General features: G+C 69.9%; 18 protein-coding genes, 3 tRNA genes and 1 pseudogene. 5 read left to right on the top strand and 17 right to left on the bottom strand.

Annotated features, from left to right (window positions below):
- Positions 1-219: 219 nt before the first annotated feature.
- The 8 genes from rplL to CGL27_RS27645 form a co-directional block, all read right to left on the bottom strand.
- Positions 220-609: a 50S ribosomal protein L7/L12 gene (rplL, locus tag CGL27_RS27680; RefSeq protein ID WP_014054150.1), complete on the bottom strand. Its 390-nt coding sequence runs from the start codon at positions 607-609 to the stop codon at positions 220-222.
- 84 nt (positions 610-693) lie between these two features.
- Positions 694-1254 (bottom strand): 50S ribosomal protein L10, encoded by a 561-nt coding sequence (rplJ, locus tag CGL27_RS27675; protein WP_014054149.1) that lies wholly within the window; start codon positions 1252-1254, stop codon positions 694-696.
- A gap of 275 nt (positions 1255-1529) precedes the next feature.
- Positions 1530-2360, bottom strand: coding sequence for a hypothetical protein (locus CGL27_RS27670; protein WP_119990719.1), 831 nt, complete (start codon positions 2358-2360; stop codon positions 1530-1532).
- A 205-nt stretch (positions 2361-2565) separates the two neighbouring features.
- Entirely contained in the window at positions 2566-3285 is a 720-nt protein-coding gene (rplA, locus tag CGL27_RS27665; RefSeq protein ID WP_014054147.1) for a 50S ribosomal protein L1, read from the bottom strand.
- A 94-nt stretch (positions 3286-3379) separates the two neighbouring features.
- On the bottom strand, positions 3380-3814 hold the full coding sequence (rplK, locus tag CGL27_RS27660) for a 50S ribosomal protein L11 (RefSeq protein WP_044571693.1): 435 nt from the start codon (positions 3812-3814) through the stop codon (positions 3380-3382).
- A gap of 165 nt (positions 3815-3979) precedes the next feature.
- Complete coding sequence (nusG, locus tag CGL27_RS27655; RefSeq protein ID WP_119990717.1) at positions 3980-4849, bottom strand: transcription termination/antitermination protein NusG; 870 nt, start codon at positions 4847-4849, stop codon at positions 3980-3982.
- A gap of 83 nt (positions 4850-4932) precedes the next feature.
- Positions 4933-5226 (bottom strand): preprotein translocase subunit SecE, encoded by a 294-nt coding sequence (gene secE / locus CGL27_RS27650; RefSeq protein ID WP_043235335.1) that lies wholly within the window; start codon positions 5224-5226, stop codon positions 4933-4935.
- A 108-nt stretch (positions 5227-5334) separates the two neighbouring features.
- Positions 5335-5407, bottom strand: a tRNA-Trp gene (locus CGL27_RS27645).
- Positions 5408-5588: 181 nt separating this feature from the next.
- On the opposite strand from CGL27_RS27645, the gene CGL27_RS27640 reads away from it, so the two are divergent.
- Together CGL27_RS27640 and CGL27_RS27635 are read left to right on the top strand one after the other, a co-directional pair.
- A complete protein-coding gene (locus CGL27_RS27640; protein ID WP_078642902.1) occupies positions 5589-6827 on the top strand; it encodes a pyridoxal phosphate-dependent aminotransferase in 1239 nt (412 codons plus the stop codon).
- Between the two features lie 141 nt (positions 6828-6968).
- A complete protein-coding gene (locus tag CGL27_RS27635) occupies positions 6969-7982 on the top strand; it encodes an adenosine deaminase (RefSeq protein ID WP_119990715.1) in 1014 nt (337 codons plus the stop codon).
- 33 nt (positions 7983-8015) lie between these two features.
- Here the strand turns inward: CGL27_RS27635 and CGL27_RS27630 are convergent, their stop codons facing one another.
- From CGL27_RS27630 to CGL27_RS27605, 6 genes are all read right to left on the bottom strand, one after another.
- A complete protein-coding gene (locus CGL27_RS27630; protein WP_119990713.1) occupies positions 8016-9071 on the bottom strand; it encodes a UDP-N-acetylmuramate dehydrogenase in 1056 nt (351 codons plus the stop codon).
- Between the two features lie 166 nt (positions 9072-9237).
- Positions 9238-9675, bottom strand: a complete 438-nt coding sequence (locus CGL27_RS27625) for a MaoC family dehydratase (protein ID WP_119990711.1) — start codon at positions 9673-9675, stop codon at positions 9238-9240.
- Positions 9672-10142 (bottom strand): MaoC family dehydratase N-terminal domain-containing protein, encoded by a 471-nt coding sequence (locus CGL27_RS27620; RefSeq protein ID WP_078642898.1) that lies wholly within the window; start codon positions 10140-10142, stop codon positions 9672-9674. Before CGL27_RS27620 ends, CGL27_RS27625 begins: the two co-directional genes overlap by 4 nt.
- An 84-nt stretch (positions 10143-10226) precedes the next feature.
- Entirely contained in the window at positions 10227-10391 is a 165-nt protein-coding gene (gene rpmG / locus CGL27_RS27615; protein WP_009715907.1) for a 50S ribosomal protein L33, read from the bottom strand.
- 86 nt (positions 10392-10477) lie between these two features.
- Positions 10478-10550: transfer RNA gene (locus tag CGL27_RS27610), tRNA-Met, on the bottom strand.
- A 60-nt stretch (positions 10551-10610) separates the two neighbouring features.
- A tRNA-Thr gene (locus CGL27_RS27605) sits at positions 10611-10683 on the bottom strand.
- A 323-nt stretch (positions 10684-11006) separates the two neighbouring features.
- On the opposite strand from CGL27_RS27605, the gene CGL27_RS27600 reads away from it, so the two are divergent.
- Both CGL27_RS27600 and CGL27_RS27595 read left to right on the top strand, forming a co-directional pair.
- Positions 11007-12293, top strand: a complete 1287-nt coding sequence (locus CGL27_RS27600; RefSeq protein WP_119990709.1) for a hydrolase — start codon at positions 11007-11009, stop codon at positions 12291-12293.
- Positions 12294-12317: 24 nt separating this feature from the next.
- Positions 12318-12986, top strand: a complete 669-nt coding sequence (locus CGL27_RS27595) for an NAD(P)H-binding protein (protein ID WP_119990707.1) — start codon at positions 12318-12320, stop codon at positions 12984-12986.
- 59 nt (positions 12987-13045) lie between these two features.
- Here CGL27_RS27595 and CGL27_RS27590 read toward each other — a convergent pair whose 3' ends face one another.
- Entirely contained in the window at positions 13046-13549 is a 504-nt protein-coding gene (locus tag CGL27_RS27590; protein ID WP_119990705.1) for a DUF3574 domain-containing protein, read from the bottom strand.
- Positions 13550-13792: 243 nt separating this feature from the next.
- Positions 13793-14663: pseudogene (locus CGL27_RS27585) on the bottom strand (DUF1206 domain-containing protein).
- A 143-nt stretch (positions 14664-14806) separates the two neighbouring features.
- Here CGL27_RS27585 and CGL27_RS27580 point away from each other — a divergent pair.
- Positions 14807-16027 carry an amidohydrolase family protein gene (locus CGL27_RS27580; RefSeq protein WP_078642893.1) on the top strand — a complete coding sequence of 407 codons (1221 nt, stop codon included), beginning with the start codon at positions 14807-14809 and terminating at the stop codon, positions 16025-16027.
- 37 nt (positions 16028-16064) lie between these two features.
- Here CGL27_RS27580 and CGL27_RS27575 read toward each other — a convergent pair whose 3' ends face one another.
- Positions 16065-16493 (bottom strand): MscL family protein, encoded by a 429-nt coding sequence (locus CGL27_RS27575; RefSeq protein WP_119990703.1) that lies wholly within the window; start codon positions 16491-16493, stop codon positions 16065-16067.
- Positions 16494-16785: the final 292 nt, after the last annotated feature.

Here is a 16785-nt window from a genome sequence, read left to right as displayed (position 1 = left end):
TGCGCGCTGCGTGCCGTTCGTCAAGGCCCCCCACTCCGGCGAGATCGTCACAGGGCGTGGCGACAGGCAACGAAGATCACCCTACCTCCACAACCCCGTAAGACAATGTAGCCGTGACGGGAACGCCGAAGGGCGACCACCCGAACGGGTGATCGCCCTTGGCTGGAACCGGGCCGCGCCGCCGGACGTCCTACCGGCGTGTGGCGGCGGGCCGAGAGGTCACTTGACCTCGACGGAGGCGCCGGCGCCCTTGAGGGACTCGGCGGCCTTCTCGGCGGCGTCCTTGGCGACCTTCTCGAGAACGGGCTTCGGGGCGCCGTCCACGAGGTCCTTGGCCTCCTTCAGACCCAGGGAGGTCAGCTCACGCACGACCTTGATGACCTGGATCTTCTTGTCGCCGGCACCGGTGAGGATGACGTCGAACTCGTCCTGCTCCTCCTCGGCCGGGGCAGCGGCACCCGGGGCGCCCGGGGCGGCGGCCACGACGGCGGCCGGGGCGGCGGCGGTGACGTCGAACTTCTCCTCGAAGGCCTTCACGAACTCGGAGAGCTCGATGAGGGTCATCTCCTCGAACTGCGCGAGCAGGTCGTCCTGGCTGAGCTTCGCCATGATGGCGGTCCTTCCACTAATTCGGCAGGTGGTGCCGGATGTATATGTCGGCGGGCTTCCCGGCCCGCTGCGACCGGAGCCTGATTACTCGGACTCGGCCTCGGCGGGAGCCGGGGATTCGGCACCGCCCTGCTCGGCCTGCTTCTGCCGGAGAGCCTCGGCGGTCCGGATGAACTTGGACAGCGGGGCCTGGAAGAGCGCGGCAGCCTGGGACTGCTTGGCCTTCATCGCACCCGCCAGCTTGGCGAGCAGCACCTCACGGGACTCGAGGTCCGCGAGCTTCTTGATCTCGTCGGCGGACAGCGCCTTGCCATCAAGGACACCGCCCTTGATGACGAGAGCGGGGTTCTCCTTGGCGAAGTCACGGAGACCCTTCGCCGCCTCGACCGGGTCACCGGTCACGAAGGCGACGGCCGACGAACCCGCGAACAGGTCGTCGAGCTGGTTGATCCCGGCCTCGTTGGCCGCGATCTTGGTCAGCGTGTTCTTCACCACACGGTACTGAACGTTCTCACCGAGCGAACGGCGCAGCTCCTTGAGCTGCGCAACGGTGAGACCGGTGTACGCGGTCACGAGAGCCGCGTGGGAGGTGCGGAACTTCTCCCGCATCTCGTCGACGGCTGCGACCTTGTCAGGACTCGCCATGAGCCTCGGCCTCCTTCCGGGTGATGAGGACCGCTACGGCCTGAAGGAAGGAGACTGGACAATGCGAAAACGCCCCGGCGCAGGCGCTCGGGGCGTAACTCGACCGGCACAGGCTCACGGCCCGTTCGGGAGTTCAACCACATACACCTACGCAGGTCGCCCGCAGCTAGCGGATCCTTCAGCCACCGCACCCCTTACGGGGGCGCAGCGACAACCAGCGGTCTTTGGCTTCTGTAGGAGATTACGCGAACGGGCCGCGGCCAGGCAAATCGGCTCTACTGCTGGAGCATGTCCTGGAAGTCAACGGTGTCCGAGGACGTCGGCTCCTCGACCGTCACGGCGGTGCCGTAGTCCGAGTAGTAGACGGTGGAGTCGTAGGAGCCGTTGTTGCTCTGGGCCTGCTCACGCTTCTTGACCAGCAGGTTCTGGTCGTCGACCCACAGGTCGATGGTCTCGGTGTCCATGCCGGAGGTCTCCAGCTGCTTCTGCAGAGCGTCCAGGTCCGACTGGCTCAGCTCCTTGGACTGCATCTTGGCGATCTCGGAGACCTTGACCGTGCCCGTGTAGTGCGTGGCCTTGACGCCCTTCACGTTCTCCGAGCCCACGCTCTTGACCTTGCCGGTGGCGAGCAGCAGCTCCACGGAGCGCGACGGGTTGTTGTTCTGCATCTGGTCCTTCAGGAACGCGCCCGAGGGACCGGCCTTCTGGGCCAGCACGCCGTAGTCGTACTTCACCCAGTGCTTGCCACTGCCGGCCTGCGCGGCGAACTCGTCGCCCATGTTCAGGAACATCGCGTCCGGGGTGTAGCGCGCGTCCATCGCCTTGCCCTCGATCGGCGAGGAGGCGATGGCGCCACCACTCTGGGTGATGGACATGTTGGCCCGGATGCCGTTGGCCCAGTCCATGGAGCCGGACATCTGCGAGTTCTGCTCGCCCATCTTGGTGGTGCCCTCGACCTTGGCCGAGTTCTTCTGGTCCGTCCGCTGCGAGGCCAGCTTGAGCGCCGCCAGCGGGCTCATCGCGGACTGGCCGGACTTGTCGCCCGTCTTCTCGCCGGCCTTGTCATCGTCGGACTTCTCGCTCCCGCACGCGGTGAGGCCGACCATGAGAACGACGCTTCCAGCGGCTATAGCCCAACGCGCACCGACATGAGTACCGCGCACGGCTCCCCCTTATTTTTTATTTCTCTTTTACGTCTGCAGTGACTTTAGCGGAGGGGGCCGACAACGAAAGACGCCGGGCCCCCGCACCTTCGACGTGGTGCGGGGGCCCGGCGGTTGCACACCGTGGTGCGCCGGTTCAGGGGCGGCCTCAGACGGCCTCTTCCTCGACCAGCAGGTTGCGGGTGCGGTTGGCGTCCAGCGGGATGCCGGGGCCCATCGTGGTGGTCAGGGTCGCCTTCTTGATGTAGCGGCCCTTCGCGGCGGACGGCTTGAGACGGTTGATCTCCTCCAGCGCCGCGGCGTAGTTCTCCACCAGCTTGGTCTCGTCGAACGAGAGCTTGCCGATGATGAAGTGCAGGTTGGAGTGCTTGTCGACGCGGAACTCGATCTTGCCGCCCTTGATCTCCGTGACGGCCTTGGCCACGTCCGGGGTGACGGTTCCGGTCTTCGGGTTCGGCATCAGACCACGCGGACCGAGCACCCGGCCGAGGCGGCCGACCTTGCCCATGAGGTCCGGGGTGGCGACGACGGCGTCGAAGTCCAGACGCCCCTTGGACACCTCGTCGATGAGCTCGTCGGAGCCGACGATGTCGGCGCCGGCGGCCTCCGCGGCCGCAGCACGGTCACCGGTCGCGAAGACCAGGACCCGGGCGGTCTTACCGGTGCCGTGCGGCAGGTTCACGGTGCCGCGGACCATCTGGTCGGCCTTGCGCGGGTCGACGCCCAGGCGCATGGCGACCTCGACGGTCGCGTCGAACTTGGTCGCGGAGGTGTCCTTCGCGAGACGGACGGCCTCGAGCGGGGCGTAGTTGCGCTCCCGGTCGATCTTGGCCTCCGCAGCGCGGAGAGTCTTGCTGCGCTTGCTCACTGTTGCTCCTGATGTTGTGGAGTTCGTGGTCCGGGCCAGCGCTTGGCCCTGCCACACATGGCTGCGGGGGCTTTGAGCCCTCGCCGTGGAGGTGTCAGCCCTCGACCGTGATGCCCATGGAACGGGCGGTGCCGGCGATGATCTTCTCGGCGGCGTCCAGGTCGTTGGCGTTCAGGTCGGGCATCTTGGTGGTGGCGATCTCACGCACCTGGTCGCGGCTGATCTTGGCGACCTTGGTCTTGTGCGGCTCGCCGGAGCCCTTCTCCACGCCCGCGGCCTTGAGGATCAGCTTGGCGGCCGGCGGGGTCTTGGTCACGAAGGTGAAGGAGCGGTCCTCGTAGACCGTGATCTCCACCGGCACGACCATGCCACGCTGCGACTCGGTCGCGGCGTTGTAGGCCTTGCAGAACTCCATGATGTTGACGCCGTGCTGGCCCAGCGCGGGGCCGACCGGCGGGGCCGGGTTCGCGGCGCCGGCCTGGATCTGGAGCTTGATCAGCCCCGTGACCTTCTTCTTCTTGGGAGGCATGCTCTCTCCGGGTCCTAGTGAGAGGTGGTTCGCCTCCGAACCGGATCATCCGGATGGAGGCATACCGCACAACGATAACGGGTATAGGTGTGCGCCTTAAAACCGAGCAGGTCAGACCGGCCGCGAAAGCCCGTCTGACCTGTTCGGAAGTTCTGGTGAGGAGACTCAGTTCTTCTGGATCTGGTCGAAGCTCAGCTCGACCGGGGTCTCCCGGCCGAAGATCTCCACCAGGCCCTTGACCTTCTTCGAGTCGGCGTTGATCTCGTTGATCGTCGCCTGCAGGGTCGCGAACGGGCCGTCGGTGACCGTGACCGAGTCGCCGACCTCGAAGTCCAGCACCTGGACCTCGACCTTGCGGCTCGGCGCCGGCATGCCGCTCTCCTCGGCGGCGGCCTTGGCGGCCTTCTCCTCGGCCTCGGGAGCGAGCATCTTGACGATCTCGTCCAGGGTCAGCGGGTACGGGTCGTAGGCGTTGCCCACGAAGCCGGTGACACCCGGAGTGTTGCGGACGACACCCCACGACTCGTTCGTCAGGTCCATGCGGACGAGCACATAGCCGGGCAGCTTGTTCTGCCGGACGTTCTTGCGCTCGCCGTTCTTGATCTGGACGATCTCTTCCTCGGGGACCTCGGCCTGATAGATGAAGTCCTCGACGTTCAGCGAGACGGCACGCTGCTCCAGGTTGGCCTTCACGCGCTTCTCGTAGCCCGCGTAGGTGTGGATCACGTACCACTCACCGGGCAGTCCGCGCAGCTCCTCGCGGAGCGCCTCGACCGGGTCGACCTCGGCCGCGCCCTCAGCTTCCGCCTCGGCCGCGTCCTCTGCCTCGTCCAGCCCGTCCGGCTCGGCCTCGAGGGCCGCATCGGCCTCGAGGGCGTCCTCGCCCTCGATATGCAACGCTTCCTCCTCGGCGGGCACGCCCGCTGAGGCGTCGGCTGCTTCAGCCTGGTCGGAGTCCGCCGCCTCAACGATGTCGAGCTCGTCCTCACGGGACTCGACGGGCTCGGCGGCGCCGTTCAGGTTCGGGTCAGACACTGTGGCTGCTTCTTCCTGGCTTCAAGGGGGTGGAACGTGCGAAAGAGGCGACGCCGGGACGGCGGCCGCCTTTCGCGTGGGTCTCAGCCAAAGACGTACTTGATGGCGTTATTGAACCCATAGTCAATCACGGTCACGATGCCGATCATGATGAGGACGAAAACGATCACCACACTGGTGTACGTCGACAGCTGACCGCGGGTGGGCCAGACGACCTTCCGCAGCTCAGCGATGATCTGGCGGTAGAAGAGCGCGAGGCGGCCGAAGGGCCCCTTCTTCGCGCGCTTGCCACCACGGCGACCCCGCTTGGTCGCCACCTCGTCCTCATCGGGACGACCGCTCTCAGGCGTCGCGGTGGAGCCAAGGGCTTCCGTCACTCGTCCTCACCTGAATCCGGGTCGTGGCCGTGCCGCGTCCGGCCCGGCCGCACAGCGGTGCTTGTCCTTGCGTACGCATGCACGCACCCTGATCACAAGTGCGTGTAGCAGGGCCGGAGGGACTTGAACCCCCAACCGCTGGTTTTGGAGACCAGTGCTCTACCAATTGAGCTACGACCCTTCGCGGCACCACCAACCTACCGCATACATCCGGCTGCACGGAGTGTGCGGTCGGATGCGGCTGTTGATCGGCCAACGACGGTTGAGTGTACGTGCTTGACGGCCGGGCGTCGAACGAGAAGCGCGCGAAGTCTCCGCAAACCCGTGTGCCACCCATTTCGCCCGTCTGCGACGATGCATCTATGACCGCTGCTACTCCCCCCGTACAGTCCCCGACCGACCGGCGGGTATCGGCCCGGATCGGCTCGATCTCCGAGTCCGCGACCCTCGCCGTCGACGCCAAGGCCAAGGCCCTCAAGGCCGCCGGCCGTCCGGTGATCGGCTTCGGCGCCGGTGAGCCCGACTTCCCCACGCCCGACTACGTCGTCGACGCCGCGGCGGCGGCCTGCCGCGACCCCAAGTACCACCGCTACACGCCGGCCGGCGGGCTCCCCGAGCTCAAGGCCGCGATCGCCGCGAAGACGCTGCGCGACAGCGGGTACGAGGTCGAGACGGCCCAGGTCCTGGTGACCAACGGCGGCAAGCAGGCGATCTACGAGGCGTTCGCCGCGATCCTGGACCCGGGCGACGAGGTCATCGTCCCCGCGCCCTACTGGACCACCTACCCGGAGTCGATCCGGCTGGCCGGCGGTGTCCCGGTGGAGGTCGTCGCCGACGAGACGACCGGCTACCGCGTCTCCGTCGAGCAGCTGGAGGCGGCCCGCACCGAGCACACCAAGGTGCTGCTCTTCGTCTCCCCCTCGAACCCCACCGGCGCGGTCTACAGCCGTGAGCAGATCGAGGAGGTCGGCCGCTGGGCCGCCGAGCACGGGCTGTGGGTGCTGACCGACGAGATCTACGAGCACCTGGTCTACGGCGACGCGGAGTTCCACTCGCTGCCGGTCGTGGTGCCCGAGCTGCGCGACAAGTGCATCGTGGTCAACGGTGTCGCGAAGACGTACGCGATGACCGGCTGGCGGGTGGGCTGGGTCATCGGCCCCAAGGACGTCATCAAGGCCGCGACCAACCTGCAGTCGCACGCCACCTCGAATGTGAGCAATGTCGCTCAGGTCGCCGCGCTGACCGCCGTCTCCGGCGATCTCGACGCCGTGGCCACGATGCGCGAGGCGTTCGACCGCCGCCGCCGCACCATCGTGCGGATGCTGAACGAGATCGACGGCGTCGAGTGCCCGGAGCCGGAGGGCGCCTTCTACGTCTACCCCTCGGTCAAGGGGCTGCTCGGCAAGGAGATCCGCGGCAAGCGGCCGCGGACCAGCGTCGAGCTGGCGGAGCTGATCCTGGAGGAGGCCGAGGTCGCGGTGGTGCCGGGTGAGGCCTTCGGCACCCCGGGCTATCTGCGGCTGTCGTACGCGCTGGGCGACGAGGACCTCGTCGAGGGCGTCTCCCGGCTGCAGAAGCTGCTGGGCGAGGCGAGCGCGTAAGGCGCTCGGATCTCACGCACGTAGGGACACGTAGGGAACGGGCCGGAATCCGCGGGGCGGATCCGGCCCTTCCTCATGTGTGCACCTCCCCGTTCGGGGAAAGCGGTACCGGCAGGTCCGGTCGTACGGCAGTATCTGCAGATGGCACGCGATGTACACCTGCTCCCCAAAGCGCATCTGCATCTTCACTTCACCGGCTCCATGCGCCCCGCGACCCTCCTGGAACTCGCCGACAAGTACGGCGTCCACCTGCCCGAGGCACTGAGCGGCGGTGAGCCGCCGAAGTTGCGGGCCACCGACGAGCGCGGCTGGTTCCGCTTCCAGCGGCTGTACGACATCGCACGGTCCTGCCTGCGGGACGCCGACGACATCCGGCGGCTGGTGCGCGAGGCGGCCCAGGAGGACGTGCGGGACGGGGCCCAGTGGCTGGAGATCCAGGTCGACCCCACCTCGTACGCCCCGCGTCTGGGCGGGCTGATCCCGGCGATGGAGGTCATCCTGGACGCGGTCGAGAGCGCCTCCACGGACACCGGGCTGGGGATCAGGGTGCTGGTCGCCGCCAACCGCATGAAGCATCCGCTGGAGGCGCGCACCCTCGCCCGGCTCGCGGTGCGCTACGCGGACCGCGGCGTGGTCGGCTTCGGCCTCTCCAACGACGAGCGGCGCGGATTCGCCCGTGACTTCGACCGGGCCTTCGCCATCGCCCGGGAGGGCGGGCTGCTGGCCGCGCCGCACGGCGGCGAGCTGTCGGGCGCCGGCAGCGTGCGGGACTGCCTGGACGACCTCGGCGCGGCCCGGGTCGGCCACGGGGTGCGCGCGGCGGAGGACCCACGGCTGCTGGCCAAGCTCGCCGAGCGCCAGGTGACCTGCGAGGTGTGTCCCTCGTCGAACGTGGCGCTCGGGGTCTACGAGAAGCCGGAGGACATCCCGCTGCGGACGCTCTACGACGCGGGGGTGCCGATGGCGCTCGGGGCGGACGACCCGCTGCTCTTCGGCTCACGGCTGGCGGCGCAGTACGAGCTGGTGCGCGAGCACCACGGCTTCACGGACGCCGAACTGGCCGAGCTGGCACGTCAGTCGGTGCGCGGGTCGGCCGCGCCGGAGGAGGTCCGGCAGCGGATGCTGACGGGGATCGACGACTGGCTGGCGGGCTGAGCACAGCGTCACGTGACGCTGTGCTGGTGAGTCTCAGAGGCTCACGCCGACCGTCACCGGCTCGTTGACGAGGGTCACCCCGAACGCCCCCTCGACCCCGGCCACCACCTCGCGGGCCAGCGCCAGCAGATCCTCGGTCGTGGCCTCGCCCCGGTTGGTGAGGGCGAGCGTGTGCTTGGTGGAGATCCGGGCCGGGCCGGTGCCGTAGCCCTTGGTGAAGCCCGCCTTGTCGATCAGCCAGGCCGCCGAGGTCTTGATCAGACCGTCGCCCGCCGGGAAGGCGGGCGGCGCGGTGTCCGGGCCCAGGCGGTCGGCGACGCGGGCCTGGAAGGCGGCGTAGGCGTCCTCGGTGAGCACCGGGTTGGTGAAGAACGACCCGGCGGACCAGGTGTCGTGGTCCTCGGGGTCGAGCACCATGCCCTTGCCCGCGCGCAGTCCCAGGACGGTCTGGCGGGCGACGGCGGCCGGCACCCGGTCCCCCACCTCGACGCCGAGTACCCGCGCTGTCTCGGCGTACCGGACGGGTGCGGAGAGGCCGCCCGCGTCCTCCAGCTCGAAGCGGACCCGGAGCACCACATGGCGGTCGGGGTCGGCCTTGAAGCGGCTGTGGCGGTAGGAGAAGGCGCAGTCGGCGTTCGGGATCGTGACGACCTCGTCGGCGCGGCGGTCGTAGGCGATCACCTCGGTGATCGTGGCGGAGACCTCCTGGCCGTAGGCGCCGACGTTCTGTATCGGCGTGGCCCCCGCGGAGCCGGGGATTCCGGCGAGGCATTCGATGCCCGCGAGCCCGGCCCGGACCGTACGGGCCACGGCGTCCGACCAGTTCTCGCCCGCGGCGAGCTCCAGGCGGGTGCCGTCGAGCGTGAAGCCGCTGGTCGCGATCTGCAGGGCGGTGCCGTCGAAGCCCTTGTCGGCGATGACCAGATTGCTGCCGCCACCGATCACCAGCAGCGGGGTCCCGGCCGCGTCGGCCGCCCGGACCGCGGCGATGACCTCGTCGTCGGTCGTGGCCGTGAGCAGCCGGTTGGCCGGTCCGCCGAGGCGGAAGGTGGTGAGGGGCGCGAGAGGGGCGTCGTGGAGTTCCTGCACGCGCTCAAGAGTACGGGGGCGCCCCCTGGGGGCTCTGGGGTGGCCGCCCCCGGTGTGGGGAGTCCGGGGGCCGACGGGGCGTGCGGCCCGTAAGGGGCTCAGGCGGGCTTCACACGCTGTGGCGTGCTCTCATCCGCCGGGGAGCCGCTCGGGCGCGGTCGAGGGCTCAGACGAGCCGTACCACGGCGCGGGCCCGGCCCAGCACCTTCTGGCCGGCGCTGGTCGCCGTGATGTCGAGGCGCACCGTACGGGCCTCGTCGTCCAGTTTGGCGGTGACCTTGGCGCCGATCTCGATGAGCGCGCCCTTGTCGTCGTTGGGGACCACGACCGGCCTGGTGAAGCGGACGCCGTACTCGACCAGGGCGCCGGGGTCGCCGGCCCACTCGGTCACCACGCGGGCCGCCTGGGCCATGGTGTAGGCGCCGTGCGCGATGACGTCGGGGAGGCCGACCTCCTTGGCGAACTTCTCGTTCCAGTGGATCGGATTGAAGTCGCCCGACGCGCCCGCGTACCGCACGAGGTCGGCGCGGTTCACCCGGAACTCGCGCATCGGCACCTCGGTGCCGACCTCCACGGTGTCGTACGAGATCTTGGCCGTCGTCATCTGCTCTCCTCCACCTCTGCGTCGGCGGCGCGGGCCACCAGCGTCGTGAACGACGTCGCTACATGATCACCCGCCTTGTCGTGGACCTCACCGCGGACGGACAGGATGTCGTTGCCGGCCAGCGACTTGATCGAGTCGATGATCGAGGTGACCGACAGGTGGTCCCCCGCGCGGACCGGGCGGGTGTACTCGAACCGCTGATCACCGTGGACCACCCGGCTGTAGTCCAACCCCAGTTGCGGGTCCTCGACAACCTGCTTCCCGGCCGCCTTGAAGGTGATCGTGAAAATGAACGTCGGCGGGGCGATCACGTCGGGGTAGCCGAGGGCCCTGGCCGCCTCGGGGTCGGTGTAGACCGGATTGGTGTCACCCAGGGACTCGGCGAATTCCCGGATCTTCTCCCGGCCGACCTCGTAGGCCGCGGTGGGCGGGTAGGTCCGCCCTACGAAGGACTGGTCGAGCGCCATCGGCGCACACCTCCTGCGATTGAATTACCAACGAAACGAGGCCGCCCCCCGCGAGTGGGGGCGGCCTCGAATGAGAGCTTATTGCTATCGCGTCTCTCGGTGCGCGGTGTGCGCGTTGCAACGCGGGCAATGCTTCTTGATCTCAAGCCGATCCGGGTCGTTGCGCCGGTTCTTCTTGGTGATGTAGTTCCGCTCCTTGCACTCCACGCAGGCCAGCGTGATCTTCGGGCGGACGTCGGTGGCAGCCACGTGAGTGCTCCTTGACGAACGGATAAAGGATTAACGCAGAAAGAGTAGCCGATCGAAGGACCGACCCCGCAATCGGCTACTGTCAGTAGCGGTGACCGGACTTGAACCGGTGACACAGCGATTATGAGCCGCTTGCTCTACCGACTGAGCTACACCGCTGTGATGCGAGTGACTCCCCGTTCGACACAGCGTAGTCGAACGGGAAACCTCACACATCAGAGCCCCAATACGGAATCGAACCGTAGACCTTCTCCTTACCATGGAGACGCTCTGCCGACTGAGCTATTGGGGCGAGCGATGAAGACATTACACGGTCGGCCGCCGAAGGTGAAATCCGTATCGACCCCTCGTCACCCTGGGCTCAGGCACCACACCGGTACGACTATTCGGCTCCTCCGCGAAGCCGCCCCCACCGCGTCCTAGGCTTCGGATCGCACCCGCGTGATCTTGGCTGCGCACGCATCCGACGCGTGCCCGGCGCGTTGCTCGTCGCCTTACCCCTCGTGTGCTCGGCGCGTACCCGTGGCGCCCTGGCGTCACCGCCACCGCCCTCGTCACGCAACCGTCGCGCGCCCCTGTGCGCCCCGCGTACGCCCTGCGAATCCCAGGAGTGCGATGCCCGAGAGCCAGCAGCAGCCGCAGCAGCCTCAGCAGCCGCCCAGGAACGGCGGCGCGGGCCCCGAGCCCACCGCTCTGGTGCTCGGCGGCGTCCGGCTCGCCGACGGGCGCACCGTGGACGTCCGGCTCAGCGGCGGGCGGATCGAGGCCGTGGGCACGGCGGGCAGCCTCGTCCCCGGCACCCGGCTGGACCTCGGCGGCTATCTGCTGCTGCCCGCCCCCGCCGAACCCCACGCCCACTGCGACACCGCCCTTACGGCCGACATGGCGGGCCCGGTCCCGTACGTCCCCGGGGACATCCAGCGCCGCACCGTCGAGGCCGCGCTGCTGCAGCTCGGCCACGGGGCGACCGCGCTGCGCACCCATGTCCGCATCGGCGGAGTGCACGGGCTGCGCTCCCTGGAGGCGGTCCTGGAGGCCGGCCGGACCCTGCGCGGGCTCACGGAGCTGAGCGCGGTGGCGGTGCCCCGGGTGCTGACCGGGGCCGCCGGGGCGGACGGCCTCGCGCTGCTGCGGGACGCGGTGGAGATGGGCGCGGCGGTCATCGGCGGCTGCCCCGACCTCGACCCGGACCCGACCGGCCACGCCGAGGCCGTCCTCGATCTCGCCGCCCGCCATGGCTGCGCCGTCGATCTGCATACGGACGGTGACGACCCGGCCCGCCTCGCCCGGCTCGCGGCGATGGCCGGGGGCTTGCGGCCGGGCGTCACCATCGGCCCCTGCGGCGGGCTGTCCCGGCTGCCCCTGGAGAGCGCGGGGAGGATCGCCGAGCGGCTGGCGGCGGCCGGGGTGACCGTCGTCTGCCTCCCCCAGGGCGACTGCGCCGGGCTGGAGCAGCAGGGCATGCGGGGAGCGCGCGCCTGGGCCTGCGCGCCGGTGCGGCTGCTGCGCGCCGCGGGCGTCCGGGTGGCCGCGGGCAGCGGGGCGCTGCGGGACGCGGTCAACCCGGTGGGCCGGGGCGATCCCCTGGAGGCCGCCTTTCTGCTGGCGTCCCGGGGCGAGCTGCGGCCGCAGGAGGCGTACGAGGCGGTGTGCGGGCGGGCGCGGGCCGCGATGGGGCTCGCCGAGGTGCGGGTGGAGGCCGGGTTCCCCGCCGAGCTGCTCGCGGTGCGCGGGGACGGGATCGCGGGGATCCTCTCGCTCGCGTACAGCAGGGTCGTGGTGCACCGGGGCCGGGTGGTGGCCCGTACCAGCGCGGTGCGGGAGTACTGCGACTCGGCGGCCGCGGTGGCGCTGGACCTGCCCCGGCAGGCGCGGTCGCAGAGCGGCGGCGAGCAACAGTAGGCCGCACGGCGTACGGTCGGGATCATGCGCATTGTCATCGCTGGTGGACATGGACAGATCGCGCTGCGGCTGGAGCGGTTGCTCACCGCGCGCGGAGACGAAGTGGCGGGCATCATCCGCAAGCCGGAACAGGCGGGCGACCTGCTGACGTCGGGTACCGAACCCGTCGTCTGCGACCTCGAGACGGCCTCGCTGGAGGACGTGGTCAAGCATCTGGAGGACGCGGACGCGGCCGTCTTCGCGGCCGGGGCGGGCCCGGGCAGCGGTGCGGCCCGTAAGGAGACCGTCGACCACCGGTCCGCGGTGCTCTTCGCGGACGCGGCCGAACGGGCGGGGGCCCGGCGGTTCCTGATCGTCTCCTCGATGGGCGCGTCCCACGAGCCGCCGCCGGACACCGACCCGGTCTTCGCCGCCTATCTGCGCGCCAAGGCCGCGGCGGACGACGACATCCGCGCCCGGGACGGCCTCGACTGGACCGTGCTGCGCCCGGGACGGCTGACGAACGACCCGGGCACGGGCCGGGTGAAACTGGCCGAACACACGGGCCGGGCCGAGGTCACCCGCGACGATGTGGCGGCGGTCCTGGCCGCCCTCCTGGACGAGCCCCGTACGGCGGGCCGCACGCTGGAGCTGATCAACGGCGACACGCCGGTGGCGGACGCGGTGGCGGCGGTCGCCGCCGAGCGGGGCTGAGGCGCGGGGGTAGCCGGGGTGGTCGGGGCGGCCGGGGTGGTCGGCTCCGGCCCGATGGCTCAGAAGTCCACCCGGGCCGGTGCGTCGGCCCGGGCCACGGACTCCTGGGCGTACTGCCGCTCGTACGCCGTCCGGATCCGTTCGATCCGCGGGTCCTGCGTCGGGGCCTCGGACGTCGGGTAGAGCAGGATCACCTCGTACGAGCGCTCCCGCTCGATCGTCCCGTTCTGGTCCCGCCACTGCCCCCGGCCGTCGTGGATCGTCAGGCCGGCGGGGAAACGCGGGGTGATCTGCCGGTCCGCGAAGGCCAGAAACTGCTTCTCGGTGACGGGCGGCCCGCCGTCGGGGCGCTCGGTGCCGAAGAAGAGCCGGGTCTCGACGTACGGCTTACCCCGGTCCACGGCGCCGGAGGCCGCTGCGTCGGAGGCCGTCGCGGCGGGCGGGTCGTCCAGCGCGGCGTACGCGGCGACGGGGGTGGCGGCGGCGAGGGCGAAGGCCGCCCCGATGGCGGCGATACGGGCGCGGGGCCTCATGGTCGGCACGCGGGGCTTGATGGTCGGCATCGTCCGATGGTTCCGGCGCCCGGAACCCCGGGGAAGACCGCCTTACGGGGCACATCCGTACGAGACGCGCGAGGCGCGGGGGCGGGGGCGGGGCCCGGTGCCAGGGGACACAGGGACACCGAGGGACAGCAGACGGCCGGCCCCGATAATCCGAGACCCCCGGCACAGGAATCGCGCTCAGACCCGGCGCCACGAGCACGGGGACAGAGCCGGGCCCGAGCCCCCCAGGCATGAGCAGCGCGCTCAGACCCGCCGCCACCGGGCCATCGCGAACGAGAACACCCCGAAGAGCGCCAGTCCCAGCGCCACCGCCATCAGCAGCCAGGGCCCCGCCGCCGTCCCGGCGAAGGTCCGCAGGGTGTCGTCGATGCCCTTCGCCTTGCCCGGGTCGTAGCGCACGGCGGCCGAGAGCGCGAAGCCGCCCGCCACCGCGAACACGGCCCCGCGGGCCACCCCGCCGCAGACCCCCAGCGCCTCCACGGCCCGCCGCGTCCGCCGGGACATCGAGCCCACCTTGAGGTGCTTGCGGAAGCCGCGCCGCAGCGCCCGTACGGCGATCCACACCCCGGCCGCGGCCACCGCGGTCCCGCCGGCGGCGACCAGCCACCGGCCGTACGGCAGGTCGAGCGCGCGGGCCGTCACGTCCTGGGACTGGCGGTCGCTGGAGCCGCTGCCCTGCTCGCCGGTGGCGAAGGAGAGCACGGAGTACGCGACGACGCCGTAGAAGACCGCACGGGCCGCCCCCGCCAGCCGCTTGCGTACCGCGCCTCCGTCCGGCCCCGCGGCCCCGAAGACCGCCTCGGACAGCCGCCACAGCGCCATGCAGACCAGCCCGATGCCGACCGCCCAGACCAGCGCCGCGCCGAACGGCTGCTGGGCGAGGACCTTGGAGGGCCCCGCCCCGGTCGGCCTGCTCGCCACGGTCACCCAAGGCGATGCGCAGCGCCAGGGCGCCGATGAGCAGATAGAGCACCCCCCGGGTGGCCAGGCCCCAGCGGGCCGCCGCCTCGATGGCCCGGCTGCCCGCCTCGCGTGGGGTACGTGTGCGTCTTGCCGAACCCAGTCCGCGTGCGATCGACGATGCGTTCACCGTTTCCTCCCGGTTGTCGCACATCGTGTGCCCTGGACGTAGGTGCGGAAACGGGACTTTCTCTTGTTGGTTGAAGCGATCCGCCCTACTCTGCCGCCAGAATCTGACGAACCGTCAGATCAGACGGAGCGACAGGATCACCACGAATAGACCGGGGAGATGGCGAGATGACCGACGAGACGAACGGCACGACCGAGCTGCCTCGGGTCATCAGCGTCGATGACCATGTGATCGAGCCCGCGCACCTCTTCGAGACCTGGCTCCCGGCCAAGTACCGGGACCGCGGCCCCAAGCCGCTGACGGCCGGGATCGGCGAACTGGCCTATGTCGGCGGCAAGTACAAGTTCACCACCGACCCGGACGGCCAGCTGACCGACTGGTGGACTTACGAGGGCGACCTCTTCCCCTACAAGCGGATCATCGCCGCCGTCGGCTTCTCCCGCGACGAGATGACCCTCGACGGCATCACCCGCGAGCAGATGCGCCGCGGCTGCTGGGACCCCAAGGACCGGCTCGCCGACATGGACCTCAACCATGTCGAGGCGTCGCTGTGCTTCCCGACCTTCCCCCGCTTCTGCGGCCAGACCTTCGCCGAAGCGAACGACAAGGAGGTCGGGCTGGCGTGCGTCCGGGCGTACAACGACTGGATGGTCGAGGAGTGGTGCGGCGACAGCGGCGGCCGCCTCATCCCGCTCTGTCTGATCCCCCTGTGGGACGTCGACCTCGCCGTGCGGGAGATCCGCCGTAACGCGGCCCGCGGCGTCCGCGCGGTGACCTTCAGCGAGATCCCCACCTACCTCGGACTCCCCAGCATCCACAGCGGCTACTGGGACCCCTTCTTCGCCGAGTGCGAGGCCACGGGGACGGTCGTGTGCATGCACATCGGCTCCTCCTCCCAGATGCCCGCCGCCTCCCCCGACGCCCCGCCCGCCGTCCAGGCCGCCCTGAGCTTCAACAACGCCATGGCCTCGATGATGGACTTCCTCTTCAGCGGCGTCCTGGTCTCCTTCCCGCGCCTCAAGCTGGCCTACGCCGAGGGCCAGATGGGCTGGATCCCCTACGCCCTGGAGCGCGCCGACGACGTCTGGGAGGAGCACCGCGCCTGGGGCGGCGTCCGCGACCTCATCCCCGAGCCGCCGTCCACGTACTACTACCGGCAGATCTACTGCTGCTTCTTCCGCGACAAGCACGGGGTCGCGTCGCTCGACACGATCGGCGTGGACAACGCCACCTTCGAGACCGACTACCCCCACGTCGACTCCACCTGGCCGCACACCCGCCGCATCGCCGCCGAGCATGTCGCCGGGCTCTCCCCCGAGACCACGTACAAGATCCTCCGCGGCAACGCGATCCGCATGCTGGAGCTGGACCTCGACGGGGCGCGGTAGGCGGGGCGGGCGGCCAGGCGGCTGATCGGCCCGGCGACTACTCCATGCGTGGCTGATCCGAGCCGCAGTATCGGCACTTGCGCGCCGCCTCGGGGATGTCCTCGGCGAGGCATTCCGGGCAGGTCTTGACCGGACCCGGCTCGCCGAAGACCTCCGCGCCCCGGCGGGCCTGGGTGTACTTGTACGGCATGACGATCACGAAGTAGATGACGGCCATGAAGATGATGAAGTAGATCAGGGCGGAGATGAACGACCCGATGTTGATGTAGGTCGCGTTGTTCCCCTCGTTTCCGAGCTGCCAGCCAAGCCCGACCGCCTTGCCGCCCTGGAGCCGGGCGACGACCGGGTTGATCACGGAGTCGGTGAACGCCTTGATCAGCGTCGAGAACGCCAGCGCCGTGACCAGGCCGACGGCGACAACAATGACATCACCGCGCATGAGGAAGTTCTTGAAGCCCCTGCCCACGATCCGCCCCCTCTGTCCTGATACGGGGGAATCACCACCCTAGGAGCGGCCCCACGGAGCCCAGGGCGCGCCACGACGGACGGCCGCCCGTACGGCGGCAGGGGCACACTTAATCCACGCCATGAGGTAAGTCGTCCGCGAGGCTTGACGCCCGGCGGCGCACCTCGGATCATCACAGTCACCGAGCACCGTGAACACACCGGTGCTTCGCCGCTCAGCCGCTCCGCCGCTCCGTTGCCGTGAACACACCGGTCGCCGGAGTTTTCCCTTCCTTCTCTCCGGCCGTGACCGC

The sequence above is a fragment of the Streptomyces sp. 11-1-2 genome (assembly GCF_003595545.1).
GTDB classification, from domain to species: Bacteria; Actinomycetota; Actinomycetes; order Streptomycetales; family Streptomycetaceae; genus Streptomyces; species Streptomyces hygroscopicus_B.
The sequence above is the reverse complement of the archived record's forward strand: the minus strand, read 5'-3'. Positions and strand labels throughout refer to the sequence as shown.